The 25,169-nt window shown below is 58.6% G+C and carries 22 protein-coding genes and 2 pseudogenes; 12 read left to right on the plus strand and 12 right to left on the minus strand.

All coding sequences use genetic code 11. The annotated features are described in order from the left end of the window. The 4 genes from AC07UI_RS06660 to AC07UI_RS06675 all read left to right on the plus strand — a co-directional run. Window positions 1–191: hypothetical protein (locus tag AC07UI_RS06660; RefSeq protein ID WP_494991740.1), on the plus strand; the 191-nt coding region annotated here is incomplete at its 5' end. Then, complete coding sequence (locus AC07UI_RS06665; RefSeq protein ID WP_494991741.1) at window positions 184–843, plus strand: paraquat-inducible protein A; 660 nt, start codon at window positions 184–186, stop codon at window positions 841–843. The genes AC07UI_RS06660 and AC07UI_RS06665, both read left to right, overlap by 8 nt. Further along, window positions 830–1,453: a paraquat-inducible protein A gene (locus tag AC07UI_RS06670; protein ID WP_494991742.1), complete on the plus strand. Its 624-nt coding sequence runs from the start codon at window positions 830–832 to the stop codon at window positions 1,451–1,453. Before AC07UI_RS06665 ends, AC07UI_RS06670 begins: the two co-directional genes overlap by 14 nt. After that, a complete protein-coding gene (locus AC07UI_RS06675; protein ID WP_494991743.1) occupies window positions 1,446–3,749 on the plus strand; it encodes a PqiB family protein in 2,304 nt (767 codons plus the stop codon). Before AC07UI_RS06670 ends, AC07UI_RS06675 begins: the two co-directional genes overlap by 8 nt. A gap of 167 nt (window positions 3,750–3,916) precedes the next feature. Here AC07UI_RS06675 and mksF read toward each other — a convergent pair whose 3' ends face one another. The 3 genes from mksF to mksB are packed head-to-tail and all read right to left on the minus strand — an operon-like array spanning window position 3,917 to window position 8,722. Then, complete coding sequence (mksF, locus tag AC07UI_RS06680) at window positions 3,917–6,757, minus strand: Mks condensin complex protein MksF (RefSeq protein WP_494991744.1); 2,841 nt, start codon at window positions 6,755–6,757, stop codon at window positions 3,917–3,919. After that, complete coding sequence (mksE, locus tag AC07UI_RS06685; RefSeq protein ID WP_494991745.1) at window positions 6,754–7,455, minus strand: Mks condensin complex protein MksE; 702 nt, start codon at window positions 7,453–7,455, stop codon at window positions 6,754–6,756. Before mksE ends, mksF begins: the two co-directional genes overlap by 4 nt. Then, window positions 7,445–8,722: an Mks condensin complex protein MksB gene (gene mksB / locus AC07UI_RS06690; protein ID WP_494991746.1), complete on the minus strand. Its 1,278-nt coding sequence runs from the start codon at window positions 8,720–8,722 to the stop codon at window positions 7,445–7,447. The genes mksE and mksB overlap by 11 nt, the downstream gene beginning before the upstream one ends. A 178-nt stretch (window positions 8,723–8,900) precedes the next feature. On the opposite strand from mksB, the gene AC07UI_RS06695 reads away from it, so the two are divergent. Further along, a complete protein-coding gene (locus AC07UI_RS06695; protein WP_494991747.1) occupies window positions 8,901–9,671 on the plus strand; it encodes an energy transducer TonB in 771 nt (256 codons plus the stop codon). Beyond that, window positions 9,664–10,116, plus strand: a complete 453-nt coding sequence (gene rimI, locus AC07UI_RS06700) for a ribosomal protein S18-alanine N-acetyltransferase (protein ID WP_494991748.1) — start codon at window positions 9,664–9,666, stop codon at window positions 10,114–10,116. The genes AC07UI_RS06695 and rimI overlap by 8 nt, the downstream gene beginning before the upstream one ends. 141 nt (window positions 10,117–10,257) lie before the next feature. On the opposite strand, the gene AC07UI_RS06705 is transcribed toward rimI, so the two are convergent. Next, window positions 10,258–10,662 carry a serine kinase/phosphatase gene (locus tag AC07UI_RS06705; RefSeq protein WP_494991749.1) on the minus strand — a complete coding sequence of 135 codons (405 nt, stop codon included), beginning with the start codon at window positions 10,660–10,662 and terminating at the stop codon, window positions 10,258–10,260. Between the two features lie 150 nt (window positions 10,663–10,812). On the opposite strand from AC07UI_RS06705, the gene can reads away from it, so the two are divergent. Continuing rightward, complete coding sequence (gene can, locus AC07UI_RS06710) at window positions 10,813–11,457, plus strand: carbonate dehydratase (RefSeq protein ID WP_494991750.1); 645 nt, start codon at window positions 10,813–10,815, stop codon at window positions 11,455–11,457. 77 nt (window positions 11,458–11,534) lie between these two features. Here the strand turns inward: can and AC07UI_RS06715 are convergent, their stop codons facing one another. The 3 genes from AC07UI_RS06715 to AC07UI_RS06725 all read right to left on the minus strand — a co-directional run bounded on the left by AC07UI_RS06715 (window position 11,535) and on the right by AC07UI_RS06725 (window position 16,205). Next, window positions 11,535–12,707, minus strand: coding sequence for a hypothetical protein (locus tag AC07UI_RS06715; RefSeq protein WP_494991751.1), 1,173 nt, complete (start codon window positions 12,705–12,707; stop codon window positions 11,535–11,537). Window positions 12,708–12,863: 156 nt separating this feature from the next. Continuing rightward, entirely contained in the window at window positions 12,864–14,564 is a 1,701-nt protein-coding gene (locus tag AC07UI_RS06720) for an acid phosphatase (RefSeq protein WP_494991752.1), read from the minus strand. 222 nt (window positions 14,565–14,786) lie between these two features. Next, a complete protein-coding gene (locus AC07UI_RS06725; RefSeq protein ID WP_494991753.1) occupies window positions 14,787–16,205 on the minus strand; it encodes a short-chain fatty acid transporter in 1,419 nt (472 codons plus the stop codon). Window positions 16,206–16,574: 369 nt separating this feature from the next. Here AC07UI_RS06725 and AC07UI_RS06730 point away from each other — a divergent pair, with 369 nt between their 5' ends. From AC07UI_RS06730 to AC07UI_RS06740, 3 genes and pseudogenes are all read left to right on the plus strand, one after another. Further along, window positions 16,575–17,888, plus strand: coding sequence for an MFS transporter (locus AC07UI_RS06730; RefSeq protein ID WP_494991754.1), 1,314 nt, complete (start codon window positions 16,575–16,577; stop codon window positions 17,886–17,888). 256 nt (window positions 17,889–18,144) lie between these two features. Further along, window positions 18,145–18,783, plus strand: a pseudogene (locus AC07UI_RS06735) (PAS domain-containing protein); the annotation flags it as partial. A gap of 156 nt (window positions 18,784–18,939) precedes the next feature. Then, window positions 18,940–19,371 (plus strand): annotated as a pseudogene (locus AC07UI_RS06740) (methyl-accepting chemotaxis protein); the annotation flags it as partial. A gap of 136 nt (window positions 19,372–19,507) precedes the next feature. On the opposite strand, the gene AC07UI_RS06745 reads toward AC07UI_RS06740, so the two are convergent. Then, on the minus strand, window positions 19,508–20,029 hold the full coding sequence (locus tag AC07UI_RS06745; protein WP_494991755.1) for a GNAT family N-acetyltransferase: 522 nt from the start codon (window positions 20,027–20,029) through the stop codon (window positions 19,508–19,510). A 126-nt stretch (window positions 20,030–20,155) separates the two neighbouring features. On the opposite strand from AC07UI_RS06745, the gene AC07UI_RS06750 reads away from it, so the two are divergent. After that, on the plus strand, window positions 20,156–20,755 hold the full coding sequence (locus tag AC07UI_RS06750; protein ID WP_494991756.1) for a flavin reductase family protein: 600 nt from the start codon (window positions 20,156–20,158) through the stop codon (window positions 20,753–20,755). Window positions 20,756–21,004: 249 nt separating this feature from the next. On the opposite strand, the gene AC07UI_RS06755 is transcribed toward AC07UI_RS06750, so the two are convergent. Continuing rightward, a complete protein-coding gene (locus AC07UI_RS06755) occupies window positions 21,005–21,889 on the minus strand; it encodes a LysR family transcriptional regulator (protein ID WP_494991757.1) in 885 nt (294 codons plus the stop codon). 133 nt (window positions 21,890–22,022) lie between these two features. On the opposite strand from AC07UI_RS06755, the gene AC07UI_RS06760 reads away from it, so the two are divergent. Next, the gene (locus tag AC07UI_RS06760; RefSeq protein WP_494992134.1) at window positions 22,023–23,402 is read left to right on the plus strand and encodes an MFS transporter; all 1,380 of its coding nucleotides are present in this window, start codon (window positions 22,023–22,025) and stop codon (window positions 23,400–23,402) included. Between the two features lie 48 nt (window positions 23,403–23,450). Here AC07UI_RS06760 and AC07UI_RS06765 read toward each other — a convergent pair whose 3' ends face one another. From AC07UI_RS06765 to AC07UI_RS06775, 3 genes are all read right to left on the minus strand, one after another. Further along, window positions 23,451–23,819 carry a cupin domain-containing protein gene (locus AC07UI_RS06765; RefSeq protein WP_494991758.1) on the minus strand — a complete coding sequence of 123 codons (369 nt, stop codon included), beginning with the start codon at window positions 23,817–23,819 and terminating at the stop codon, window positions 23,451–23,453. Between the two features lie 76 nt (window positions 23,820–23,895). Further along, on the minus strand, window positions 23,896–24,705 hold the full coding sequence (locus AC07UI_RS06770) for an AraC family transcriptional regulator (protein ID WP_494991759.1): 810 nt from the start codon (window positions 24,703–24,705) through the stop codon (window positions 23,896–23,898). Between the two features lie 111 nt (window positions 24,706–24,816). Further along, complete coding sequence (locus tag AC07UI_RS06775) at window positions 24,817–25,161, minus strand: DUF190 domain-containing protein (RefSeq protein WP_494991760.1); 345 nt, start codon at window positions 25,159–25,161, stop codon at window positions 24,817–24,819. Window positions 25,162–25,169 lie beyond the last annotated feature (8 nt).

Below are 25,169 nucleotides of genomic sequence, written 5' to 3' on the forward strand. Positions count from 1 at the left end.
TCGTCAAGATTAACTTCCGAAACCCCTATCTGCATCTGCAGGTAGGGGTTTTGTTTTGCGCGCGATTTGTCGGCGCGAGCTGGCTCGCGATGGCGATTTCCAAGACGCCATGGCGCGCACTCGGGCGTCGACCGGCTGGCTCCTACAGAATAGACTCAATCTTTTTCCGAGCCAGAGCCTTTTATGCCTGATCCGGTTGACGCCTCCAGGGTGTCAGATTTGCCGCTGGACGACTTGGTAGCGTGCCATGAGTGTGATTTGCTGATGCGTAAACCACGGCTCGCTCATGGCGAGAAAGCCCAATGTCCGCGCTGTGGTTATGAGTTGTACGCCCATCGACACAATGTGGTGGATCGTAGTCTGGCATTGGTCATCGCCGCACTGCTGTTATATATCCCTGCGAACTTTTTACCCATCATGCGGCTCAATCTCTTGGGGCAGTCGTCAGAAGATACTGTTTGGACTGGCGTTGTCGGTTTGTTCAATACCGGCATGCAAGGTGTGGCCGTCGTGGTGTTTCTTTGCAGTATGGGGATTCCGCTGCTCAAGCTGATCTGTCAGTTTGTCGTGCTGCTGAGTATTCGCTGGAATATTGGGCGCAGCTACGGCCTGTTGCTCTATCGCACTTATCACCATTTGCGCGATTGGGGGATGCTTGAGGTCTACCTGATGGGCGTATTGGTGGCCATCGTGAAGTTGGCAGATATGGCCGCGATCGCTGTCAGCCTTGGCTTGGCGTGTTTTATCAGTTTGCTATTGGTTCAGGTCTGGCTGGAGGTGGTGATGTCGCCTCATCAAATCTGGCAAGCATTGTCAGGAGAGGATGCTCATGCGGGCGATTGATGCAGGCATTTTGATTTGTGCCGAATGCCATGAGTTGAACAGGCAGGAAGCGGACCGCGATGAGCAGGTCTGCACTCGCTGTGGTGCGCTGGTTCATGCGCGTCGCCCGAATAGTTTGATGCGCACCTGGGCATTGCTGATTACTGCTGCGATTCTCTATGTACCGGCGAACGTATTGCCGATTATGACGGTCAGTTCTTTAGGCCAAGGTGATCCCAGCACCATTATGTCGGGCGTGATTCAGCTGGTTCAGCATGGGATGTTCCCGATCGCCGCCGTCGTATTTATCGCCAGCATCCTGGTTCCCACCTTCAAGTTGGTGGGAATCAGTTTGCTGTTGTTCTCAGTGCAGCGCCACCAGCCGCTTTCGGCCCGCCAGCGCATCATCATGTATCGGTTTATTGAGTTCATTGGCCGCTGGTCGATGTTGGATATCTTCGTGATCGCCATTCTGGTGGCGGTGGTGAATTTTGGTCGGCTTGCCAGCATCGAGGCTAATCTCGGCGCTATAGCCTTTTCCAGTGTGGTGATTTTGACGATGCTTGCAGCAGTAACTTTTGATCCCCGACTGATTTGGGATAACACGGAATCGGACGGCGACCATGACTGATTTGCCTGACGCTAAAACCCGACCGGCTTCCAATTGGTCAGCCATTTGGGTACTACCGCTGATCGCCTTGGTGATTGGCGGTTGGCTGGGCTGGCGTGCCTACAATGAGACCGGAATAGAAGTTCAGGTCCACTTTGAAAGCGGCGAAGGCATTCAGGCAAAAAAGACTGAAGTGGTCTACAAAGGCATGTCGGTCGGTAAGGTTAAAGCCCTGGCCCTCGATGACGAAGGTGATACCAAAGGGGTGGTTGCCACCGTCGAGATGAACAAGGATGTCGAGCAATACCTGAGGACCAGCACTCGCTTCTGGCTGGTCAAACCGAGCGTGACTCTGGCGGGGATTACCGGGCTCGAAACGCTGGTTTCGGGTAACTACATTGCGGTTAGTCCGGGTGAGGGTGAGCCGACCCGAAAGTTCAAGGCCCTGGCGAAAGAGCCGCCGTTATCGGATTCCAAGCCAGGCCTGCACCTGACCATCAAGGCTGAGCGCCTGGGTTCGCTGAATCGCGGTAGTCCAGTGTTCTACAAGCAGATTCAGGTCGGTCAGGTTAAAAGCTATCAGTTGTCTGGAGATCAGAATACCGTCGAGATTAAAGTTTTTATTGAGCCAACCTATGCCAGCCTGGTGCGCAAATACACGCGTTTCTGGAATGCCAGCGGGATCAGTATCGATGCCAACTTATCCGGGGTAAAAGTACGCAGTGAGTCTCTGGCCAGTATCGTGGCGGGTGGTATCGCGTTTGCCACTCCGGATAACCGCAAAGACAGCCCCCCCACTGATCCGAGCCTGCCATTTCGCCTCTATGAAGACTTCGAGGCCGCTCAGGCCGGTATTCGGGTCAAGGTGAAACTCAGTGACTTCGAAGGTTTGCAGGCTGGTCGCACGCCGGTCATGTACAAAGGCATTCAGGTCGGTAGCTTAAAAGCCTTGAAGGTCGATTCTGATCTATCCAGTGCGAGCGCCGAACTGACCCTGGATCCGCTGGCCGAAGATTATCTGGTGAATGGCACCCAATTCTGGGTGGTCAAACCGTCGATTTCGCTGGCAGGTATCACCGGGCTGGAGGCGTTGGTCAAAGGTAACTACATCGCGATCCGGCCGGGTGACAAGGGCGGTGCACCGCAACGCGAGTTCGAGGCGCGTGCCAAGGCTCCGCCGCTGGATTTGCGCTCCCCTGGCCTGCATATGGTGTTGTTGACCGACAATCTGGGCTCGCTGGAGGTCGGTAGCCCGATTCTCTACAAGCAGGTCAAAGTCGGCTCTGTGCAGAGCTATCAGTTCTCGCGTACTCGTAAACAGTTGGTCATCGGTGTGCATATCGAGAAAGAATACGAAGGGCTGGTCAACGGCTCGACTCGATTCTGGAATGCCAGCGGGATCACGCTGTCGGGCGGTTTGACTGGCGGTATTCAGGTCAAGAGCGAATCGCTGCAAAGTCTGATGGCCGGTGGTATCGCTTTCGAAACCCCCGAGGCGAAAGTCCCTCTGAGCAAGCGTATTCCACGCTTTCGCCTGTACGCGAACCATGAAGAGGCGCTGCAGAAGGGCACGCTCGTGACGATCAAGGTCGATCGTGCCGACGGATTGCGAAGTGGCACGCCAATTCGCTTCAAGGGGCTGGATGTCGGCAAGGTTGAGGATGTCGACCTCAGCGATGACCTGCAATCGGTGTTGCTGACGGCGCGCATCACCGAGGTGCCGGAACGTATTGCCCGAATTGGGAGCCAGTTCTGGGTGGTCAAGCCGGAGCTTGGTCTGATCAAGACCTCCAATCTTGAAACGCTGGTCACCGGGCAATACCTGGAAGTTCAGCCGGCCGCGAAAAATCTTGGTCCACAAAAAAGCTTTGTAGCGTTGGCCCAGCCGCCGGAGTCGGCAGTGCCCGAGGCGGGTCTGAGTCTGGTACTGAGTGCCGCTCGCCGTGGTTCGCTGAAGATTGGTGTGCCGGTGACGTACCGAGAAGTGACCGTGGGTAAGGTTACCGGCTATGAGTTGGGCCAGACTGCGGACAGGGTTCTGATTCATATCCTGATCGAGCCGAAGTATGCGCCATTGGTGCGCAGCGGCAGCCGATTCTGGAACAGCAGCGGTTTCGGTGTGGACTTCGGCCTGTTCAAGGGGGCGACAGTGCGCACCGAGTCCCTGGAGACGTTGATCCAGGGCGGCATTGCCTTTGCCACACCGGATGACGAGCGTATGGGCAATCCGGCCCGGCCTGAGCAGACCTTTCCGTTGTTCGACAAGTTTGAGGAAGAGTGGCTGGTGTGGGCGCCGAAGATTTCCCTAGGTAAATAACGTCCCCAGCAGGAGCAGCCGGTCGACGCTCGATTGCTCGCGATTCAGGCACTTCGGCGTGTCTGATTCACCGATCGCGAGCAAGCGGGCTCCTACAAAAAACGGGTAACAAAAAAGGCCGCGATCCAATGGATCGCGGCCTTTTTCGTCTCTGCGCCAGTGAGCGCTTAAACCTCGTCGAGCTCCGGCTCGGTCGATTCAATGTTAACCATTGACTTCACCTCGTCATGCCGACGGATGTACTTCCAGTCCGCCTCATCGATGTAGATCCCGTTCGGCCCGCTGCCGCCTTCCAGGTCGATGGCGACATGGGCGGAAACCTGCGGCTTCACACTGGCCAGAATCGGCACGAAGCCCAGCTGCAAGCTGGTTTCCAGCAACGCCGCCTGGTTTTTCTCGTCGATGTCTGCGGCCTCGTCGAGGTAGTACGGCAGACGCACACGCCCGGCCTGATCGCGGTCCATCAAGTGCAGCAACAAGTACATGTTGGTCAGCGCCTTGATGGTCATGGTTGTGCCGTTGGACGCCGCACCATCGATATCGGTGTGGATGACCGGCTGGCCGTTGACCTTGGTGATCTCGAACGCCAGTTCGAACAGGTCCTTGAGGCCCAGCTGGTTATGGTTCGCCGCTACCAGACGCGCCAGGTATTCCTTGGCCTCTTCGTTCTTGTTGTCCTGATCGGCGCTTTGGCTCAAGTCGAATACCGAGAGGGTTTCGCCTTCTTCATACTGACCGGCGCTGTGGATGATCTGGTCGATATGCTTGAGGGCTTCCTTGTTCGGCGCCAGGACAATGCGGAAGCTTTGCAGGTTGGACACCTGACGCTTGTTGATCTCGCGGTTGAACAGGGCCAACTGGTGTTCGAGGCTGTCGTAGTCGCTGCGGATGTTGCGCAGGGTCCGGGCGATATCGGTGACAGCCGCACGGCGGGCTTTGCCCAGGGTCAGTGCTTCGTCGGTACGGTGCGCGTACGCGTTGATCAGCAGTTGCAGGCGACGCTCCACATCGTCTTCACTGTCGAACTTGGCCACGCCCTTGAGGCGAACCTGAGCATATAGCGCTTCGATCTGTCCATCGCTGCGCAGCAGGCCTTGCCAGCTGTCCTGATAGTCATTGAGCAATGGCAGCAGGTTGTCCATGGAGTCGTCGACCGGTTCCATGAACGGCGTGCCGAACGGCAGGTCGGCAGGTAACAGCTGACGGCGACGCAGGGCATCGTCGAGCGTGCGTTGCTTGGCTTCCATGTCACCGATCTGCCGACCGACGAGTTGAAGTTTGGCCGACAGTTGCTGGACACGTTCGGTGAAGGCATCGCTGGAGCGTTTCAATTCATCCTGAGCGGCTTCCATCTGTGCCAGTTGCTCAAGCTTGTCGTCTTCCTCGGCGCTCAGGGTTTGCGAGCGACGGAAGTCTTCCAGAGCTTTCTGTGCATCCAGCACTTGCTGATACAACGCTTCGGTCTGGGTCTTGCTGGCTGCACGGTCTGCCGCGACGGCCGCTTGAGTTTTCAGTTGCTTGAGTTCTTTTTCCAGACGCTCTTTCTGATCCCGTAGCGCGGCGCGGTCGGCCAGGGCTTGCAGCGCCGGCGGCTCGATGTGCGACAGATCTATGGACAGGCCCGGTACTTCGAAGCGCTCGCCCTTGAAGCCATCGAGAATCAGCTCCATGGATTTGACCCACTCGCCGTTCTCGTCCAGCGCAATGCCGTGCTCGCCCAGCGGCAAGCTGAACAGCGCGCTGTTGAACAGGCGCATCAGGCGCTCGACGTCCTGTTGCGAGAACTCTTCACGCAGACGGGCATAGCTGTTGTTGTCGGCGTGGTCGAGTTGCTGCTTGACCGACTTCAGGCGTTTTTCCAGATCGCGAAGACGTTCTTCCAGATCTTCGGCGCTGAACTGTCGGGACTGCGCGAGGGCGCCGGCCAGCTCATCGTGAGCATCCTTGGCAGCCAGCAATTGCTGTTCGAGGACTTTGACGTCGTCGATCAGGGCGAAACGATGCTTGAGCACCGACAATTCGCCGAGCCAGCGCTGGATGCCGCTGATTTCCCGTTCCAGGCGCATCAGTTCCTGGGTGCCACCGCGTTGGTCGTTTTGCAGGGCGTCCTGTTCATTGCGGTAATGCTCGGATTGAATCAGTAACTCTTCCTTGCGCGCGCTGGCGTAGTCCGACCAGGTTCCGAGCAATGAGTCGAGCAGCGGCGATAGCCGGTGCAACTTGCCGCGCAGGATGTTGCGCTGCGTGACCCCGGAGGCCAGGGCTTCGACCAGGGGACCTGCGGTGACCAGCGAATTGTAGTCCTGCTCCATCCGGCGAACGTCACGGAAGGCTTCTTCGCAGGCAGCGATGTAGTCGACGCTGCCGGAACGCAGGCTGTGCTCGAAGGCATCGAGGAACAGTTGCTTGAGCTTGGCCGCGGTAATTTCACGCATGTGCAGCAGGTTGATGAACAGTGCGCGGAAGGTTTTCAGGCTCTGTTCGCTGGTAGAGCGCAACGGGATCAGTGTCAGGTCCAGCGGAATCGATGTGTGACCGCCTACCAGCAAACGACGCAGTTCCTCGGGCTTGAGCTCGTAGGCTTTAAGACCCTGGCGCTCAAGATTGGCGAACAACTCTTTCTGCCGCAGGCAGGTCTCGTCTTTCTGGTAGTGCGCCAGGTCCAGTTTTCCGGCGTAGGCAAAGAACTGGTGACCGAAGCCGCCGCCCGGACCACGGCCGACCACGCCGATGACGTGCGGACCGTGGGGCAGGGAGACTTCGACGAGGATGTAGCTGGTGTCCGAAGCAAAGTAGAAGCGCCGCGATTGCTCCAGGCTGTACTTGCCGAAGCTCATGTCGGACATGCGCGCCAGGATCGGGAACTGCAAGGCGTTGATCGAGGCAGATTTACCGAGGTTGTTCGCGCCGTACACCGACAATGGATGTTCCAGCGGGAACAGCCCGAGACTGTAACCGGCGGTGTTCAGCAGGGCAAAGCGGCGAATGCCGTAGCGTTCCTGGCTCATGCGTCGATCTCCTGTTCATCGGCAATGGCGCGAGCCAATGCGTCTTCCTCGCTCTCTATCTTGAATTCACTGAGGTCCAGCGGGTCATCGGTTTCCAGCAGTTTTTCGTCACTGTCGTCATCGATCAGCACCGGTGCCGGCAACGGCAACACGCTATGCAGGCTCGCTGCCAGGTCACGGTCCTGCTGCACAGACAGGCAAACATCGAGGAAGCGGTGCATCGGTGGCAGGAACCGGTAGATGCCGTTTTCTTCGCTGGCAAAGCCGAGCTGGGTCATGCGGCGCATGATTTTTTCTTCCAGCTCTTCCTGAGTCTGCACTTCGGCCTGGATAAACAGGTCGCGGTACTTTTCCAGCAGCGATGGCAGTTCATCGCGGCCAAGGCTGCCGCCATCAAGGACCGCGACCGGATCGCGACCCTGATCAGCCAGATGCTCGACGATGATGAAGGTGAACAGCGCCAGACGTTGCGCGGTCTTGTTCACCGCGGCGGCGGCCAGCTCCGGAACGAAGTAGTAGAAACCACGGGTGTCGCAGACCAGCTCAAAGCCCAACGCCTTGAACAGCGTGCGGTATTGATCCTGGAAGTTCGACAGTTGCGCGTACAGCTCCGGGTCCCGGCGGCTGACGTGGTAGCCCTTGAACAGCTCGCGAAAGATCGGCGCCAGCTGGGACAGTTCGGAAAGATCAAGATGCATGGGGAGTGCTCGCAGAATTCTCAGGCGCGTCATCGCGGGCCGAGAGCAGGGCGAAGGAGCGCAGGCTGACCTGGTGCTCGTGTGTGTGGTAGTTGCGACGCTCGAGACGCTCGCGTTTGAAGCGTTTGTCCCGCGAGAGCCGCGAGAACCAGTACAGCAACTCGTCGGTGGCGCCGTCCGGTTCTTGCGCCAGCAACCAGGTCATGAGATCTGGCATTGGCAGGGCGTCTTCGCAGCGTTCAAGCATTTCGCGAACGGTGCGCGGCGCACGTGGGGCCTCGCCTTTTTGGGTGTTGTGGGCTTTGGGGAAACGCGCCGGTTTCGGCTCGAAACGAGCCAGGGCGTAAACATAGGCCTCGACCTGGCTGGCACTGCCCAGAAACGTACTTTGCGGCCGGGTGAACATGGGCATCGCCGCTTGCGGCACCGCATCGATACCTTTGCGACGAATGGCCGACAATGCGAGTGCCGCGCCACGGGTCACGGCATTGTGCCGGCGGGCTTCTTCGCGCAGCGGCAGCAGCAGTTCCCGGGCGTGACGCAGCGTCAATTGGGCGCTGGTCTGCATCTCGAGGATGCGCGCGTGGGTACGCAGCAGCATGTCGTCATCGACCAGGTGGCCGAGGCGCTGCTGTTCGCTGAGCATGCGTAGCAGCACGTTCTCGACTTTGCGCACGCCTTGCTCGAAAGCGCCGTCAGCGTTGACCAACTGGATCATCGGCTCAACGTATTCGTCCCAGGTCGCCAGCACTTCGGCGTAGCGCTGACGCAGCGGGATCTGCCGGTCGCTGGTCTTGGCTCGCTCGGCGACAGCCACCAGGGCCTGTTCGTCGTTGGCGAGTTTCTTCAGGACATCCCGTACCCGCATGTCGAGCAAGCGCAACTGGCGCGCCAGGTCACTGCCGTCGCGAATGTCGAAGGCATCCTGGATATAACCGGCCAACCGCTCCAGATGTCGCAGATAGGCTTCGATTTCCAGGCACAGGCCAAGACGGTGTTCACGTCGCAGGTAGGCGAGGAAGTCGTGGATCTGCGCATTCAGCTCGAAACGGTTCGGGCTTTTCGCCACAGGAACCAGAATATCCAGGCGGATCCACACGTCCAGCAGGCTGGTGATGTCCTGTGGCGTGCTGTCCAGTTGCTGAGCGGCCAGTTGTGAACGCAGTTCGTTGAGGCTCAAAGTGCCTTGGTCGAAGTGCTCGCACAGTGGCTCCAGGAGTGCCCAGTGTTCGGCGAGGGCGCGCAAGACGCGCTTGGGTTCGATCATGGGAAAGGCCGGCTGGTTGGCGATTAAAAGCGGCGATTGTACTGCATCAGACGGGTTGCGATTCACCCCAGGGCGTTTGATGAGACGGGCTGCCGGTTTTCTATTGATCAACTGCGGGCGATCTTGGGCGAAGGGCGGTAGAATCCCCACTCTTTAGTTATCCACAAGTGGCCGACCTTTGCTTATCGAGTCCCGTCGCCGCGCTTATCTGACCGCCATGCAGGTGGTCAATTGGCTGCCGCGCACCGAATTGCCGTTTGCTGCACCATCGCGCCCAGAGTTGCTGGTGATGCCTGAGCCGCTGGTCGAGCCGGTTGCGCATGCTCCAGTCGCCAAAACGGCTGCCGAGCCTGTGGCCAGGCCTGCCGAGCGGGCGAAGATCGAAGTGCCGCGTCCGACGAGCGTGAGCAAGCCGGCGGTCCAGGCCCAAGAGGCTCCAGCCCCGGTGGCCAAGGCGCCGCAAGTGCCCCCGCCACGTTTCGCCTTGCAACTGCTGCGGGCCGGTGCTTGCCTGCTGCTGGTAGAGTTACCCACAGGCGAAGCCTTCCAGACCCGCGATCCTGCCTATTTATTGCTTAAAGACCTGCTGCGCGCCGCCGGTCTGCCGGACAGCCCGCAAATCGTTGGCGAGCCAGTGCGCTGGCCATTGCTGGTGCGCGGCACGATGGATCAAGGCCCTGAAGCGGCCCGCGACTTCGTGCAGGGTTTTGTTTCGGCACGTCTTGAGGACGCGCCCTGCGTCTGTCTATGGCTGATCGGCCTGCCAGCAGTACGTTTTGCTGGTGAAGCGAATGCGCAATCCTACAATCTGGAACTGCAGGTCGAAGGTCTGGGCTCGGTCTGGGCGCTACCTGGCCTGGAACTATTAATGGAAGAGCCACAGCGTAAGGCTGATGTCTGGCAAGCCATGCGTCGGCTGATGGCGCGCTGGAAACGTAACGATGAGTGATGCTGTAACTTTCCGCCCGATGACCGAGGCGGATCTCGATGCTGTACTGAAAATTGAATACGCGGCGTTCAGCCATCCCTGGACCCGCGGCATTTTTCTGGATGGCCTGGGCAAGTATCAAATCTGGCTGATGTTCGAAGGCGAGCAACAGGTGGGGCACGGTGTCGTTCAGATAATCCTTGATGAAGCGCATCTGCTGAACATCACGGTCAAGCCGGAGAACCAGGGCCGCGGCCTCGGTTTGCGCCTGCTGGAACACTTGATGTCTCGCGCCTATGAAGTAAAGGCACGGGAATGTTTCCTGGAAGTGCGTGACAGCAACCGAGCGGCCTTTCGGTTGTATGAGCGCTATGGTTTCAACGAAATCGGCCGCCGCCGCGATTACTACCCGGCAGTGGGCGGGCGCGAAGACGCGGTGGTTATGGCTTGCACGTTGGTCGACTAGATAAGAAGCTCCCATAGGAGCTGCCGCAGACTGCGATCTTTAGCGGGCTGCGCCGCGCTGCAGATTCAGGACCGACGTCATAACGTCAAAGACCTGCGGCAGCTCCTGTGGGTTTGGCGCTTTTCCAGTGATACGGATGCGCTACCGATTACCATCCACGGGGTCAGTTTCCGCCATTTCGGCTTCATCCAGGCCATTGCCGCCACCGATTTCGTCTTCATCGACGATGCTCAGGTCCCAGTCGGCCGGTTCATCATCACCGGCTTCATGGGCGTCGCGCGCTCCGTCTTCAAGTATCATGGTTTCCTGGCTGAGGTCGTCGTCGGTTGACTCATGGTCAGGTGTCGTGGCGCCAGTCATGCCAGCTTCGTGGCCACGCTTGGGCGGTTGTTCTTGATAGCGTTCGCTCTCGGGCGTCAGCCCAGAGATGCGGCCACTGGTTTCTTCATCATCGAAGTGCAGCTCCTCCATCGTGCCCATGCGATCGTCGTTGTCATCAATGGGCTCGGGTTGCGGAGCGCCGTAGGGACGTCGTGATTCGGTCATGGCAATTCCTCATAATGTGGGGCCTATAGGATGGACAGGCCCTACCCTTTAAGATTCCACGGTATTCCCCGCTTGGCTAGTTGCATTCTGAGCGTGACCTCGACCGGCGGTCGTCTGTCAAAACAGCGCATCATTCTTGAGGCTTCAAAGATGAACGAACTACAAGATCTGATTGATAACAACGAGCGCTGGGCCGATGCGATCAAGCAGGAAGATCCTGACTTTTTCGCCAAACTGGCTCGCCAGCAAACCCCTGAATATCTATGGATCGGCTGTTCAGATGCTCGCGTACCGGCCAACGAGATCGTTGGCATGCTGCCTGGTGACCTGTTCGTCCACCGCAACGTGGCCAACGTGGTGCTGCACACTGATCTCAACTGCCTGTCGGTCATCCAGTACGCGGTGGATGTGCTCAAGGTCAAACATATCCTCGTCACCGGTCACTATGGCTGCGGCGGTGTGCGCGCCTCGATGCAGGATCGTCAGTTGGGTCTGATCGACGGCTGGCTGCGTTCGATTCGCGACCTTTATTACGAACACCGTGAGCCGCTGGCCCTGTTGGCTACGGAAGAAGAGCGGGTTGATCGTCTCTGCGAGCTGAACGTGATTCAGCAAGTGGCCAACGTCGGTCATACCAGCATTGTGCAAAACGCCTGGCATCGCGGACAGAGCCTGTCGGTCCACGGTTGCATCTATGGCATCAAGGACGGCCGCTGGAAAAGCCTGAACGCGACTATCAGTGGCTTTGAACAACTACCGCCGCAATATCGATTGCGCCCGGTCGGGGCGATTTAACGTTCGCTGCTCAAAAGAGTCTGTGCCAGTGCTCTATCCTGCGTCAGCAACGTCTGACGCAGGATAGGCGGCTGGATTTACAGGTGCAAGGTGGCCACCGAAGGCGCCGGTGCGGGGGCTTTCAGCTGGTCCAGCTGAGATTTGATTGGGGTTGTAGAGCATTTGGCCTGAGCTTGTTCGGGTGTCAGATTGCGGATTGAGGTGTAGAACAACTCACAGGTTTTTTCTTTCTGGGTGACTTGCCAGGTTTGCGTACAGCTTTTCAACTGCGCATCCGGATTACTTCCTGGTTTGCTGCCCATCCCGGCCTGCCAGCACGCGGCACTCAAATCCTGCCCCATGACTTTCAAGCCGGCGGCATCTGCCTTGGCTTCATCGCCGTTATAAGTCGCAGGGTCTGCCGCATACCAGATATAGCTTGGGTGATTGGAGCCTAGAACCGGCACCTTCACGCCTTCGGTCGGGCTGATCTCTGCCAGGCCCAGCACACTTACGGTCGCACCATACTGCTGCTTGATCCAGTTACGCACCGGTGCGCCGAAGGCAACCATTGGCAAGGCTGCGCCACTGGCGTTCAGGCTGACTTCCTTGACCATGGTGGTCTGGTAGTCCTTGAAGTAGTCGTAGACGCCTTCCAGGTCCTTGCCTGCGGTGGAGGGCGCTGCAATCGGCGCGATGTCGATGATGGTCTGGTAGCCCGGCGTCTGTTCGGCGGGAATGTCGTTGGCCGTCAACAACGTGGCCCAGCGATCGGTGGTCTTGGATTCCAGATAGTCCTGCGCCTGGGTCAGCGAGTAGTCCGGCGGGAAGTGCAGCAACTCGACACTCTTGCGGTTCTCCAGCGCCATTCCCAGCGGCAGGAACAGATACCAACTATAAGCCCACTTGCCGTCGGCATTCAGTTTGCTCGCGCCGTTGTAGGCCAAATCTCCGGCATTGAGCAGCGCCGCAAGAGGTTTCTCATAACCGGCAGGCACACCGCTGATCGCCGCATAAAGCTGATCGTTGTCGGTTTTGACGCTGACTTTCGCCGCACTGTAGCCATCGCGTTGCACGCTTTGGGTCAGGTAGTGCTCGACGGTCTGCTCAAGCGTCCAGTTACGGAAACAAATCACATCGCAGTTGTTGGGGTAGGCGAACAGTCGGGTGACACGCTCGGTGCTGCCCAGCTTCAGGTCGGCGTTGGCGTGTACGGTTGCACTCAAGGTGAGCGCGGTGAGGGTCAGGGCGAGTCCAGCGACTTTCAACATGCTTGGCTCCTTGTCAGCAAAGACCCCGTTTGTACGGGGCGGACGTCCATACTGGAGCAGTAACGGGTGACAAAGAAGTAGGTGGGAGAATCTTTTTTCAAGATGCTGGCGACCGCTCACAAAACGGGTCTGGAGCGGTCAAATGCCAGGTTTCAATCAAACCGCAAAGTGCAACGCATTGCTCAAATCGCCCATTGGCTTCTGCCCGCGGGCTACCATCGCCTCATCTCGCTGCTTGAGCCCGTCGAGTTTCTCCAGCTGAAATACCCGAGTAATCAACCGCAGAATCGAAGCGGTGTCATAGACCGTATGATCCACCGTGCCTTTGCGGGCGAACGGCGAGACCACCAGCGCTGGCACCCGCGTTCCAGGGCCCCAACGATCACCTTGTGGAGGCGCAACGTGATCCCACCAACCGCCGTTTTCGTCGACTGTGACCACGACCACCATGTTTTTCCATTGCGGACTTTCGCGCAGCACCTTCAGGGCGCGGACAATGTGCCGGTCGCCGGATGCGACATCGGCGTAACCGGCGTGCATGTTCAGATTGCCCTGAGGTTTATAGAAACTCACGGCCGGCAGTTTTCCTGCCTCGGCATCGGCGAAGAATTTGTTGGTGCCTGATTCATCGCCCAGGCCAGCGTCCCGCAAGCGCTTGCTGCGCTCTCCGGGATTCTCCGGACCCTGTCGTTTGAAATAGTTGAACGGCTGATGGTGGTACTGAAAGTTCGGAATCTTCGGAATACCGCCCGAGTCCTTGTACGCATCCAGAGTCGCTTGCCAGGCACCGGCGTACCAGGCCCAGTCGATGTTGTTCTTTGAGAGTTTGTCGCCGATGTGCTCGTGAGTCTGCGGGACCAAGACATTGGGCAAGTCGGGTTTGGAGTATTCAGGGCGTTCGGGATCGCGGATCCATGTCGGCCAATACGGCGGAGCCAGGGTATTGACCGCGTAGCCGTCGGGCGTCAGAGCGCTGGGGCCGAACTGCGGCGGGCCGGTCATGGCGCTGGCCGGTGATTTCTCCAATGGCTTGAGGCGAGTGTCCAGCGGGTCATCGCTCTGCAATGAGGCGATCTGCGCTTTGGCCACCGAGTTGGCGGCGTCCGGATAAAACGGCACGGTGGCGCTGATCAGATACTGATGGTTGAGAAATGAACCGCCGAAAGCGCCCTGGAAAAAGTTGTCGCAGAGCACAAACTCTTTGGCCACATCCCACAAACGCAATGAATACCGGCTTTGGGCGTAATGCCCCATGGTCAAGCCACCGGAGTCAGCCCAGGCGACGAAACGGTCGTTCTTGCCACCGTTGATCTGCATCTGATTTTGATAGAACACATGCCACAGGTCGCGGGTGACCAGTCCGAATGGCAAATCCTCACCGTTCGGGCCTTTGAGGGCGAACGGGGCATTGGGCAGGTGTTCCTGAAATTGGGTTTCGTTTGGGTAAGTCACACCATCGAGGGTTTGCGGGCCGATTTGCAGCACTCCGCCCCAGGCCGGTGGCAAAGTTTCCAGCAGACTGCCGTCACGGTCGTGTTGCTGATAATCGGCAGGTTTGAGTGATGACAGTGGCTTTTCCACACCGGGAAAGTCGCCGAACAAATTGTTGAAACTGCGGTTCTCGGCATAGATCACTACCACGGTTTTCACCTGATCGTGCAGTGCCTTGTCCAACTCGGCAGGCGACAGCGGACGCTCGGCAGGTTTACCTCCCTCATCGCCATTGCTGCCGCAGGCGCTCAGCGTCGCGCCGACACCTAAAACCGCAACGCCGCCAAGGAAGCGACGGCGGCTGGTGTCGGTGGGGTTGTCCACTTCAAGAGATTGCGCGCCGTTGCCTTCTTTTTCGTCAGTCATTCGGTTTTGCTCGCTGGTTCGTTAAATAGTTACAAAGTTTTTCGGTCGAAAGGTAGCAATGAAACATGACCGAAAGGCTACACGGGGGCTCTAGGTCAGGGGGCAGTCTGGATGAAACAGCGGAACTTTTGGTTTCGCAGATGTTTCATTAGCTTTCAGGTTGATTGCAGATACGCCTTCGCGGGCAAGCCCGCGAAAGGTCGCGAAGCGGTCTCGATTGACCTACGGCATCACCGGTGGCACATGCGTCAGCGTCGTCCCAAGTGCCCACAGCAGAAACAGCACCAGAGGTGCGTGTACCAGCAACTGCACAAACGAAAAGCCGATCAAGTCTCGTGCCTTCATCCCGAGCACGCCCAGCAGTGGCAGCATGTAGAACGGGTTGATCAGGTTTGGCAACGCTTCGGCAGCGTTATAGATCTGCACGGCCCAGCCCAGGTGGTACTTCAGGTCGTTGGCGACTTGCATGACATAAGGCGCTTCGATGATCCATTTACCGCCGCCTGAGGGGATGAAGAAGCCCAGCACCGCCGAATACACGCCCATCAGCAGGGCGTAGGTATCGTGGGAGGCTATCTGTACGAAGAAGGTCGAGATATGGTGCGCCAGGGCTTGGCCGTCAGAGCCTTTGACCACGGTCATCAGCGCGGCGATGGAGCCGTAAAGCGGAAACTGGATCAGCACGCCGGTGGTGGTGGGTACCGCACGGGCCACTGCATCGAGGAAGCTGCGCGGACGCCAGTGCAGGAGTGCGCCGAGCATCAGAAACAGGAAGTTGTAGGTGTTCAGACCGGAGATCGCACTGATTGCAGGTTTGGTCGAAAACTCATGGAACAGCCAGCCTAGCGCCAACAGCACCAGCAAAATCGTCAGCACCGGACTGTATTCCAGCCATTCGCCAGGGCGTGTGCGTGGTTGCGGTTCAGGGATGCTGAAACCCGGGTCGACACCGCAAGCCTTGGCATCCCGGGCGGTAGCCGGGCCGGGCGCGGTGGCGTAGGCGATGGTCAGCGAGACCACGATCAACGCCAGCAGCAACACGCCGGACTGCCAGAGAAAAATGGTTTGGGTGAACGGAATCACACCTGTGATCGACAGAATCGACGGCGGCAGGCTGGCGGGGTTGGCTTGCAACTGCGCGGCGGATGAAGAAAGCCCCAGTGCCCAGACTGCGCCCAGCCCCAGATAGGCTGCGGCACCCGCGGCGCGGTAGTCCATGTGTAAATCGGTGCGACGGGCCAGTGCGCGAACCAGCAATCCGCCAAACACCAGCGACAGGCCCCAATTCAACAGCGATGCGACCATGGAAATCAGCGCCACCCAGGCCACGGCGGAACGGCCGTTCTTCGGGATGTTCGCCAGACGATCGATCAGCTTCACCGCTGGCGGTGAACTGGCAACCACGTAGCCGCCGATGACCACAAAGGCCATTTGCATAGTGAACGGAATCAGGCTCCAGAATCCGTCGCCGAAGGCCATGGCGGCCTCGGTCGGTTTGGCGCCGATGGACATGGTCGCCACAGAGACAATGATGACTGCCAGCGCAGCAAACACCCATGAGTCAGGAAACCAGCGCTCGGCAAAGCTTGAGCAATGCAGGGCAAAGCGGGCATAGCGGCTATCTTCGATATCAGCGGCCATGAAAATACCTCAAGGATTTTTATGTTTATTGTGGTGTCCGCAGAGCAGCAGTGGCTCTTTTGGTCGTGAGCGAACAGTAGATCAATCCAACTTTTGTTGCCGAAGCTATTTGGGTTTTTTGCAACGACCTTTGTCTGATTGACGTGCTTTATGTGGGGGGATCCCGGCTTTGACATTCATGCGAGCCTGCCTATGGCGACTTTCCTGATTGTGCTGCGGGTTGGAAAGTGCCCGATTATTGGTTTCGCCCGGTTGAATTCAATGTACAGAAAATCGCTAAAAACCAACCCAGTGACCTGGTCGGGTTGTTCCTGAGGGCTTTTGCGTAGACCATTGGCGCCGTGGTTTTGCCTATTCAGGGTTTGTTTTATGACTGCCATTACCGATTTACGACCGGCGCCGTTCTCCCGGTCTGACTACAAAACCCTAGGGCTGGCGGCCCTCGGTGGCGCGCTGGAAATTTACGATTTCATCATTTTCGTATTTTTCGCGCTGACCCTCAGCCAGCTGTTTTTCCCACCGCAAATGCCAGAATGGCTGCGCTTGCTGCAAAGCTTCGGGATCTTCGTCACCGGATATCTGGCGAGGCCACTGGGTGGGATTCTGATGGCGCATTTCGCCGATCAGTTGGGGCGCAAGCGGGTTTTCAGCCTGAGCATTTTACTGATGGCACTGCCGTGTCTGCTGATCGGGATCATGCCGACCTACGCCCAGATCGGCTATTTCGCACCGTTGCTGTTGCTGGCGCTGAGGGTGCTGCAAGGCGCGGCGGTGGGCGGTGAGGTGCCGAGCGCCTGGGTGTTTGTCGCCGAGCATGCACCGGTCGGCCATCGCGGCTATGCCTTGGGTTTTCTGCAGGCCGGGCTGACTTTCGGTTATCTCATCGGAGCGCTGACCGCGACGTTTCTGGCGCAGGTCTACTCCCCGACAGAAATCCTCGATTACGCCTGGCGCTATCCATTTCTACTGGGCGGGGTGTTTGGCGTGGTGGGCGTTTGGTTGCGTCGCTGGTTGAGCGAGACACCCGTGTTCATGGCTATGCAGGCCCGCCGCGAAGCCGCCGCCGAACTGCCGCTGCGTACCGTGCTGCGTAACCATCGTCAGGCCATGCTGCCGGCGATGATCCTGACCTGCGTCTTGACCTCGGCGGTGGTGGTGTTTGTGGTGATTACCCCGACCATGATGCAAAAAACCTTCGGCATGACTGCCAGCCATACCTTTGCCCTGAGCAGCCTGGGAATCGTTTTCCTGAACATCGGCTGTGTACTGGCCGGGCTGATCGTCGACCGCATCGGTGCCTGGCGCACGGTGATGCTCTACAGCCTGCTGCTGCCGCTGGGCATTGGCGTGCTTTATACCTGTCTGATCGCCGGTGGCAGCTGGATCGGCGTCGCCTACGCTATCGCCGGCCTGAGTTGCGGGGTGGTCGGCGCGGTGCCGTCGGTGATGGTCAGCCTGTTTCCGGCGCGGATCCGCGTCTCCGGGATCTCCTTCACCTACAACATCGCCTATGCGCTGTGGGCAAGTATCACTCCGCTGTTGTTGATCGGTTTGATGCCCTGGAGCCCATGGGTGTGCGTGATTTATTGCGCAGTGATGGGCGCGCTCGGAATGGCTAGCGCGGCGTATTTCGGTTCGCGTGTGCAGCGGGTTAATTGTGGCGCGGTGGTTTCTGGCATTTAGAAACGTCATTCACGGGCAAGCCCGCTTCCACACGGACTTTGCAGCCGACGCGGCAAACTGCCACTATTTTTGCAGGGCAACCTCGAGCCGCTCTTCAGAAAAGCTTTGCGTGGCCGATGGCTTGGCTGAATGCCGCTCTTAACCCTGCCCATCGGTAAATTTTCCCATGTTTAACAAACGCTTGAAGCAGGAGCTGTCGGCTCTTCGCGAAGAACTCTCCAGCCTTGTACAAGTGAAAGAAAGCCTGGAGAGCGAGATGCTCGTCATCAACCTTGACCCCGATGGACGGGTTCAATCAGCCAATCAGAACTTCATTGCCGAGATGCTCTATAAGAGCAGTGATTTGCTCGGGCGGCACATCGAAGACATCGTCCCGGCCCATGTGAAAACGGATGAATTTCACCATCGTTTCAAGGCCGCGCTGACCCGCGGTGAGCACTTTTCCGGGGCGGTTCGCTTGCTCAGAGGCAACGGCGAGGAAGCCTGGCTGCGCTCGATCGTGCAGCCTGTCAGAGGCTCGGACGGGCGGATAAAGAATTTTTCGATTTACGCCAGCGACCTGACCCGCACCATTGAAGCTTCCCGTGAGCACGAAAACCTGATCGGTGCGTTGGTGCGTTCAACGGCGGTGATTGAGTTCGATATGAGCGGTAACGTGCTGACGGCCAACGACCGGTTTCTCAACGGCATGGGTTACAGCCTGGCGCAGATCCAAGGTAAACATCACCGTACGTTCTGCGCGCCGGAGGAATACAACAGCGAGGCATATCAGGGGTTCTGGAAACGCTTGAATGCTGGCGAGTTTGTTGCCGACCGCTTCAAACGCATTGACAGCCATGGTCGAGTGGTCTGGCTGGAGGCCTCCTATAACCCGGTGACCGATGCTAACGACAAACTCTACAAAGTCGTCAAATTTGCCACGGTGATAACTGATCAGGTAAATCAGGAACAAGCCGTCGCCGAAGCCGCGAATATCGCCTACAGCACTTCGTTGCAGACCGACAGCAGCGCCCAGCGCGGCACCACGGTGGTCACTCAGGCAGTGAATGTGATGCGCGATCTGGCCAGGCATATGCAACAGGCCGGCGAAGGTATCGAAGCGCTGAATGAGCAATCACTGGTGATTGGCACCATCGTCAAAACCATCAGCGGCATCGCCGAGCAGACCAACTTGCTGGCGCTCAACGCCGCGATCGAGGCTGCCCGTGCCGGCGAGCAAGGTCGAGGTTTCGCAGTGGTCGCGGACGAGGTTCGACAGCTGGCCTCGCGTACCAGCAAAGCCACCGACGAAATCGTCGGGGTGGTGCGCCAGAACCAGGACATGGCTCGTGACGCCGTGGCCTTGATGAGCGATGGCAAACTCCAGGCCGAACAAGGCCTGGCGCTGGCCGCCGAAGCGGGCACGGTGATTGTCGAGATTCAGGACGGTGCGCAGAAAGTGGTCAGTGCGGTGGGGCAGTTTGCGAATCAACTGTCCGCGTAAATGCTTTACGCGGAACTGTGAAGAGTGGGCTATCCCTGTAGCAGCAGGCTCCGCCAGCTGCTACGGACCGCGTAACGACCGGCAATCTCATGCCATGTGCCAGACGAAACCCGGATTTTTGCTTTCCGGGAAGCGCTTAGTCTTTCCGGTGAATTTCATAGTGCAGCAGGTCAAACCATTCGCCGTGCAGCAGAAAACTCTTGCGCGAGTGGCCAAACTGCTTGAAGCCACTGACCTCAAGGACTCGGATCGATCCAGCGTTTTGCGGTCGGGCCGTTGCCTCGACCCGCATCAGCGACAGCTCATCAAAGGCGATTTCCAATCCCCGACGAACCGCTTCTTTAGCGAGACCGCGTCCGGTGTATTTGGAGCCAATCCGGTATCCCAGCGCCGCTGACTGAAAATGCGGCCGCTTGATTTGGGTCAGATTGAGTCGTCCCACGAGAATGTCATTCTCGCGAACAAGAAATTGGTACGCGAGGTCTTGAGCGGCGTCCTGAGCTGCTGTTTCGATTGCTCTCGCCACGCCTTCCCGAGAGTAATAGTCCGCAGGTCGGGCATTGATCCAGCTCTCGAAAAACGCCCGGTTGCCGAGTTCGAACCCGAGCAATTCATCTGCGTCGTTTTCGTGGGGGGCTGCGATATTCAGTATTGGCATGACGTCAGCGCCTCAATCCATTGTGCGAGGGGGCTTTCATCTCACGATCGGCAATCGGATTCAAGCCCGTAATCCACGCCTGCCGTATACCGTTACAATCGGCTCTTTTCTCAGGAGCAGACAGCCATGAGCGTTTCCCACCGTCGTCCGGTTCCCCTGTCCAAAGCCTACCGTCTGCTCAACCACGGACCGACCGTACTGGTCAGCGCTGCCCACGCCGGGCAGCGCAATATCATGGCCGCCGCTTGGGCCATGCCGCTGGATTTCGAACCGCCGAAAGTTGCCGTGGTCCTCGATAAATCCACCTGGACCCGACAACTGCTCGAAGCCTCGGGCACCTTCGTACTCAACGTTCCTTGCGCCGCTCAGGCCGATATCGTGCAGACCGTAGGTTCGACCTCCGGGCTCGAACTGTCTCAGGGCGAAGGTCGCGATAAATTCCAGACCTATGGCCTGCAAACTTTTGCCAGCGATATCGTCGAAGCGCCGATGCTGGAAGGTTGCGTCGCCTGGCTGGAATGCCGGCTGTTGCCGGAGCCCCACAACCATCAACAGTACGATCTGTTCCTGGCCGAGGTGATATCCGCCCAGGCAGACGAGCGAGTCTTCAGCGACGGCCGCTGGCACTTCGAAGGGCAGGATGCGCTACGCACCCTGCACCATGTCGCAGGCGGGCATTTTCTGAAGATTGGCGACCCTGTGGATGGGAAGACGTTGCAGGATTGAACACAGTGGTTCTGATCCAGGCGGGGTCGACTCCGAACTACTTCATGGCTTCAGCATCACCGTGCATATCAAGCAGCATCGGCGCGTCGCTCATGACGATTTCACGCATAAACAGGCGATCAGTTTCGAGCCTGGGGAAGTCGTTCAATGAATGTCCTTATTCGTTGGTCGGGAGGTCCTGGGGCATTTGAAAAGACCACGGCATTTCATCTTGACACAAGCTCAAGGCGAGATCATTTCAGGCTTGGCTCACCAACGGGCTTGCCCCAATGCATCGGCAAATGCCATCAGCTTCGGCGAGTATTGCCGTGACGGCGGGTAGACCAGAGAAAGTGCACGGCTGCGGCCGGCATAGTCCTCCAGCAGCGGCACCAGGCGGCCATCACCTATCGCGTCCTTGACGGCGAACGTCATCAGTTGGGCAATACCGTAGCCGCCGAGCACAGCATCCACCAAGGCGTCGCCGATATCGAAGATCAGCCGGCTACTGACGCTTATGTCGCGCACTTTGCGGTCCAGCATGAACTGCCAGTCCACCAAACGGCCACTGCGCAGATTGCGCACGCTCAGGCAGTTGTGCTGTTGTAGATCGTCGACCGTTTGCGGCGTGCCATGGCGTGCGAGGTAATCCGGTGATGCCACTGTGACCCAGCGTAACGGTTGCATTGGGCGGGCGATCAAGCGCTGGTCCTGGATTTCTCCGGTGCGCAGTACCGCATCGAAGCCCTCATCGACGATGTCCACCAAGCGGTCGGACATCACCGCCTCGATGCACAGGTCGGGGTAACGCTGAGTCAATTCGCCGATGACCGGCATCACCACTTTGCGCCCGAACAACGAGGGAGTGCTGATCTTCAGCAACCCGGACGGCGAGCAACGACGGTCCAGCAGCAGCTTCTCGGCTTCAGCAAGTTCGGCGAGCAGTGGTGCGCTGCGTTCATAGAGCACCTGGCCGTCTGGCGTGAGGCTGACGCTGCGGGTATTGCGTTGCAGCAAGCGCACACCCAGCTCGCTTTCCAGCCGCGAGATGGCTCGGGACAGACCTGATTGCGTGAGCCCCAGATCACCGGCGGCGCGGGTAAAACTGCGAGTCTCTGCGACCCGGACCAGCAAGCGGACGGCGTTTAGATCCATGATTAAAGTCATCACTGAAAGAGCTGGATTGGTATTTATCATTTAATCGGCATCAAAGACACTGGCGCCTCTTCATTTCTGGAAAGGACGCGCAAAGATGCCCTCCAACTGTTTACCCAAGCCCTCAGGCTGGATGCTTTTGCTGCTGGCCGCTGCGCAGCTGATCATCGCCCTGGACGCGACCATAGTGTTTGTTGCGTTGCCTGAGATCGGCAGCCATCTGGGTTTTTCCGCGCAGCAATTGCAGTGGGTGGTCAGCGCTTACAGCGTGGCCTTCGGTGGTTTCCTGCTGTTGGGCGGGCGCGCGGCTGATCTGTTGGGCAAGCGCCGCTTCTACGTGGTGGGACAAGTGCTGTATGCGTTGGCGTCGCTGGCCGGCGGGTTGGGTGGCAGCGCATTGCTGTTGGTATTGGCACGAGCGGTACAGGGCGTGGGCGGGGCGATGTTGTTCCCGGCGACGTTGGCGTTGATCAACACCCACTATGCAGAAGGGCCGGCGCGTAACCGTGCCTTCGCGATATGGAGCGGCGCTTCGGCGGCAGGTCTGGCCTTGGGCGCGTTGTTGGGTGGCGTGTTGACTCAGTGGTGGGGCTGGGAAGCGGTGTTTCTGGTCAATGTCCCGTTGGCTGGAGCCTGTGCCTTGGCGGCACGGCGCTGGATACCGGCCGATGGAGAACGGCAACGCGGGCGCCACTTCGACCTAAGTGGTGCATTGACCGTTACTGTCGGCGGTACGCTGTTGGTGTTCGCCATCGTTCAGGGCCCGGAGTGGGGCTGGACGGCCCCCGCTACCCTCGGTTGTATGGCGTTGGCGGTCGCGTTGCTGGGGCTGTTCGTCTGGATCGAGCACAAAGGCCACGACCCATTGATGCCGCTGCGCCTGTTCAGCTATAGCGAGTTGCGCATGGCGATGCTGCTCACGGCCATATTCATGAGCAGCTTCGGCGTGCAGTACTACTTCTTGACGCTGTACTACCAACAGGTTTACGGCTACAGCGTGTTGCAGTCCGGGTTGGCGTTCCTGCTGCCGACCCTGCTCTGCACCCTGGGCATATGGTTGGCCGAACGTTCGCTGTTGAAACTGGGGCTGCGCACTACTCTGGTCAGCGGCTTGCTGGCTGGCGCTGTCGGAATTGCGCAGGTGTATTTCGCGCTGCCTGACGGCGCGGGCTATTGGCGGTTACTGCCCGGGATCATCATCCTCAGCATTGGCCAGGGCATGACCTGGACCGCCATGTGGGTGTCTGCGGGGCAAGGTATCGCGCCGGGTGAACAAGGTGTTGCGGCAGGTATGGCCTCTACCAGTCAGCAGATCGGTGGCGCTATGGGATTGGCGCTGTTGGTTTCTTTGGCCAACACCGGGTTGAGCGGCGAGGGCAATGCAACGCTGGCGAGAGGGATCGAGCTGGCGATAGGTGCCAGTGCGGTGATTGCCTTGGTGGGCGCGGCGTTAGCGTCGCGACTGCGCAGCCGATTGCAGGCTGGATTGGTGACGATAGGGGAACACGGCTGATGGTTGGAGAGGGGCTGATTAAAACAGCCCCGGTCACATCCAGTGGTTTCAGATCCACACATCATTCACTGCTGTCCGCTCGCCACCTTCGTGCCCGGTGTTCAGCACTCCCTTGGGCTCGATCAGCAGCAGCTTGACCTCGTGCTCGGCAAAGGGTTTGTGCTCGACACCTTTGGGCACGACAAACATCTCACCCTGGGAGACAGACACCTGGCCGTCGCGAAAGTCGATGCGCAGCTGACCTTCGAGCACGATGAAGGTCTCGTCAGTATCGGCGTGGTCATGCCAGATGAAGTCCCCTTGCAGCTTCACCACCTTGAATTGGTAGTCGTTCATTTCGGCGATGACCTTGGGCGTCCATTGCTCGCTGAACAGGTTGAGTTTTTGCGCAAAGTTCAGACTTCGATAATGGTTCATGAGGTTTGTCCGCTGACTGATCGTGAACCCACGATAGCCAAGGCGGCAGCGTGTTTCTTGTACGATTGTGCAGCCATCAGCGTCCGTGCATTTTCAACCAGCGCGCTGGCGACAGGCCGTAGGTTTTGCTGAACTGTCGGGTCATGTGGCTTTGATCGGTGAAACCGGCGATCAGTGCCGCGCTGACCAGTGGCTGGCCCTGCATCAGCAATGAGCGGACCAGATCCAGGCGGCGCATGGTCAGGTAGCGGTAAGGGCTGGTGCCGAACAGCAGGCGAAAATCCCGCGACAGGCCCCAGCGATCCCGGCCGCTGTGCTCGGCCAGTTCCTCCAGTGTCACGGTGCGATCCAGTGCGCTGTGCATGAATTCCCGAGCCCGTTCTGCCGCCAGGTAGTCGAAGCTTTGACGGGGCGCTGTCACGCCTGACACGGCACTCAAGGCATTCGCCAGGTCGAACAGCGCGTCCTGTTCTTCCAGTGGATCAAGGGGGCAGTCCAGGCTCTGCAGCAACACATTGGTTGCCGCGTACAGCCGTGGGTCGTCAGACAGGCCAGTCTTGATAAAGGGCAAAGGCTTGCCACCGAGCACCTGCTGGATCAGCGCCGGCTCGATGTACATCATCCGGTACTTGAAACCATCCTCGGTGCCCGCCTCGCCGTCGTGGACTTCATCCGGGTGCAGCACCATGGTCCCGCCCGGCAGACTATGACGCCACGCGCCGCGATACTGAAAGCTTTGCACGCCAGCAAGCGTGCGGCCTATCGCATAGGTGTCATGACGGTGCAGGTCATACCCGTAACCCGAGAAGTACGCTTCGATGCGCTCCAGGCCACTGGTGCGGGGCGCGCGGTGGAGCCAATCGGTGTGGCTGTTGTGTTTGCCCATGGGTGGCGGTCCTTGCTCTGTGTGCGCAACGAAAATACGGTAACGCACTGCGAACCGGCTGTCTTCATCGGGCGCGAAGGCGTTTTTCGAGGCGCCTTTCGCTCATTGCGGTCATTCGGAAGGGTGAGGGGACTTTTCGGCTTTTTTACCGACCGTTCCAAACTCAATCGGGGTCTTGGTGTAGAACAAGGAAAAGTCCTCGGTCTCCAGACGCTCAAACAAGCGCACGCACTCATCTTCGGTAATCGCCAGCCGAATCTCGGTGGGCTGGTCGGCCAGCTCAAAAAAATGCGCGGAATGCAGGCGGCCCGTATGCCCAAAACCCTCGATGGCGGTTGCCAGTGTGGCTCCGCGCAGCCCCATTTCTTTCGCTAAATCGACGATCCAGTCACCCAGCATTTTGCCGTGGTAGCGACGACTCTGCTGAGTAAAGAAAATCACCAGGAAACCGCTCATGATCAATC

Source organism: Pseudomonas sp. GW821-FHT04C07 (assembly GCF_059420325.1).

What these genes read in the sequence shown, in the direction of transcription:
- AC07UI_RS06745 (WP_494991755.1), bottom strand. Translation starts at nt 20,029, where the DNA reads ATGCCAATACTGAATATCGCAGCCCCCCACGAAAACGACGCAGATGAA.
- mksE (WP_494991745.1), bottom strand. Translation starts at nt 7,455, where the DNA reads ATGCATCTTGATCTTTCCGAACTGTCCCAGCTGGCGCCGATCTTTCGC.
- AC07UI_RS06670 (WP_494991742.1), top strand. Translation starts at nt 830, where the DNA reads ATGCGGGCGATTGATGCAGGCATTTTGATTTGTGCCGAATGCCATGAG.
- AC07UI_RS06720 (WP_494991752.1), bottom strand. Translation starts at nt 14,564, where the DNA reads ATGACTGACGAAAAAGAAGGCAACGGCGCGCAATCTCTTGAAGTGGAC.
- mksB (WP_494991746.1), bottom strand. Translation starts at nt 8,722, where the DNA reads ATGATCGAACCCAAGCGCGTCTTGCGCGCCCTCGCCGAACACTGGGCA.
- AC07UI_RS06760 (WP_494992134.1), top strand. Translation starts at nt 22,023, where the DNA reads ATGCTTTTGCTGCTGGCCGCTGCGCAGCTGATCATCGCCCTGGACGCG.
- AC07UI_RS06715 (WP_494991751.1), bottom strand. Translation starts at nt 12,707, where the DNA reads ATGTTGAAAGTCGCTGGACTCGCCCTGACCCTCACCGCGCTCACCTTG.
- AC07UI_RS06675 (WP_494991743.1), top strand. Translation starts at nt 1,446, where the DNA reads ATGACTGATTTGCCTGACGCTAAAACCCGACCGGCTTCCAATTGGTCA.
- AC07UI_RS06765 (WP_494991758.1), bottom strand. Translation starts at nt 23,819, where the DNA reads ATGAACCATTATCGAAGTCTGAACTTTGCGCAAAAACTCAACCTGTTC.
- AC07UI_RS06770 (WP_494991759.1), bottom strand. Translation starts at nt 24,705, where the DNA reads ATGGGCAAACACAACAGCCACACCGATTGGCTCCACCGCGCGCCCCGC.
- AC07UI_RS06730 (WP_494991754.1), top strand. Translation starts at nt 16,575, where the DNA reads ATGACTGCCATTACCGATTTACGACCGGCGCCGTTCTCCCGGTCTGAC.
- AC07UI_RS06705 (WP_494991749.1), bottom strand. Translation starts at nt 10,662, where the DNA reads ATGACCGAATCACGACGTCCCTACGGCGCTCCGCAACCCGAGCCCATT.
- rimI (WP_494991748.1), top strand. Translation starts at nt 9,664, where the DNA reads ATGAGTGATGCTGTAACTTTCCGCCCGATGACCGAGGCGGATCTCGAT.
- can (WP_494991750.1), top strand. Translation starts at nt 10,813, where the DNA reads ATGAACGAACTACAAGATCTGATTGATAACAACGAGCGCTGGGCCGAT.
- AC07UI_RS06750 (WP_494991756.1), top strand. Translation starts at nt 20,156, where the DNA reads ATGAGCGTTTCCCACCGTCGTCCGGTTCCCCTGTCCAAAGCCTACCGT.
- AC07UI_RS06665 (WP_494991741.1), top strand. Translation starts at nt 184, where the DNA reads ATGCCTGATCCGGTTGACGCCTCCAGGGTGTCAGATTTGCCGCTGGAC.
- AC07UI_RS06755 (WP_494991757.1), bottom strand. Translation starts at nt 21,889, where the DNA reads ATGGATCTAAACGCCGTCCGCTTGCTGGTCCGGGTCGCAGAGACTCGC.
- AC07UI_RS06775 (WP_494991760.1), bottom strand. Translation starts at nt 25,161, where the DNA reads ATGAGCGGTTTCCTGGTGATTTTCTTTACTCAGCAGAGTCGTCGCTAC.
- mksF (WP_494991744.1), bottom strand. Translation starts at nt 6,757, where the DNA reads ATGAGCCAGGAACGCTACGGCATTCGCCGCTTTGCCCTGCTGAACACC.
- AC07UI_RS06725 (WP_494991753.1), bottom strand. Translation starts at nt 16,205, where the DNA reads ATGGCCGCTGATATCGAAGATAGCCGCTATGCCCGCTTTGCCCTGCAT.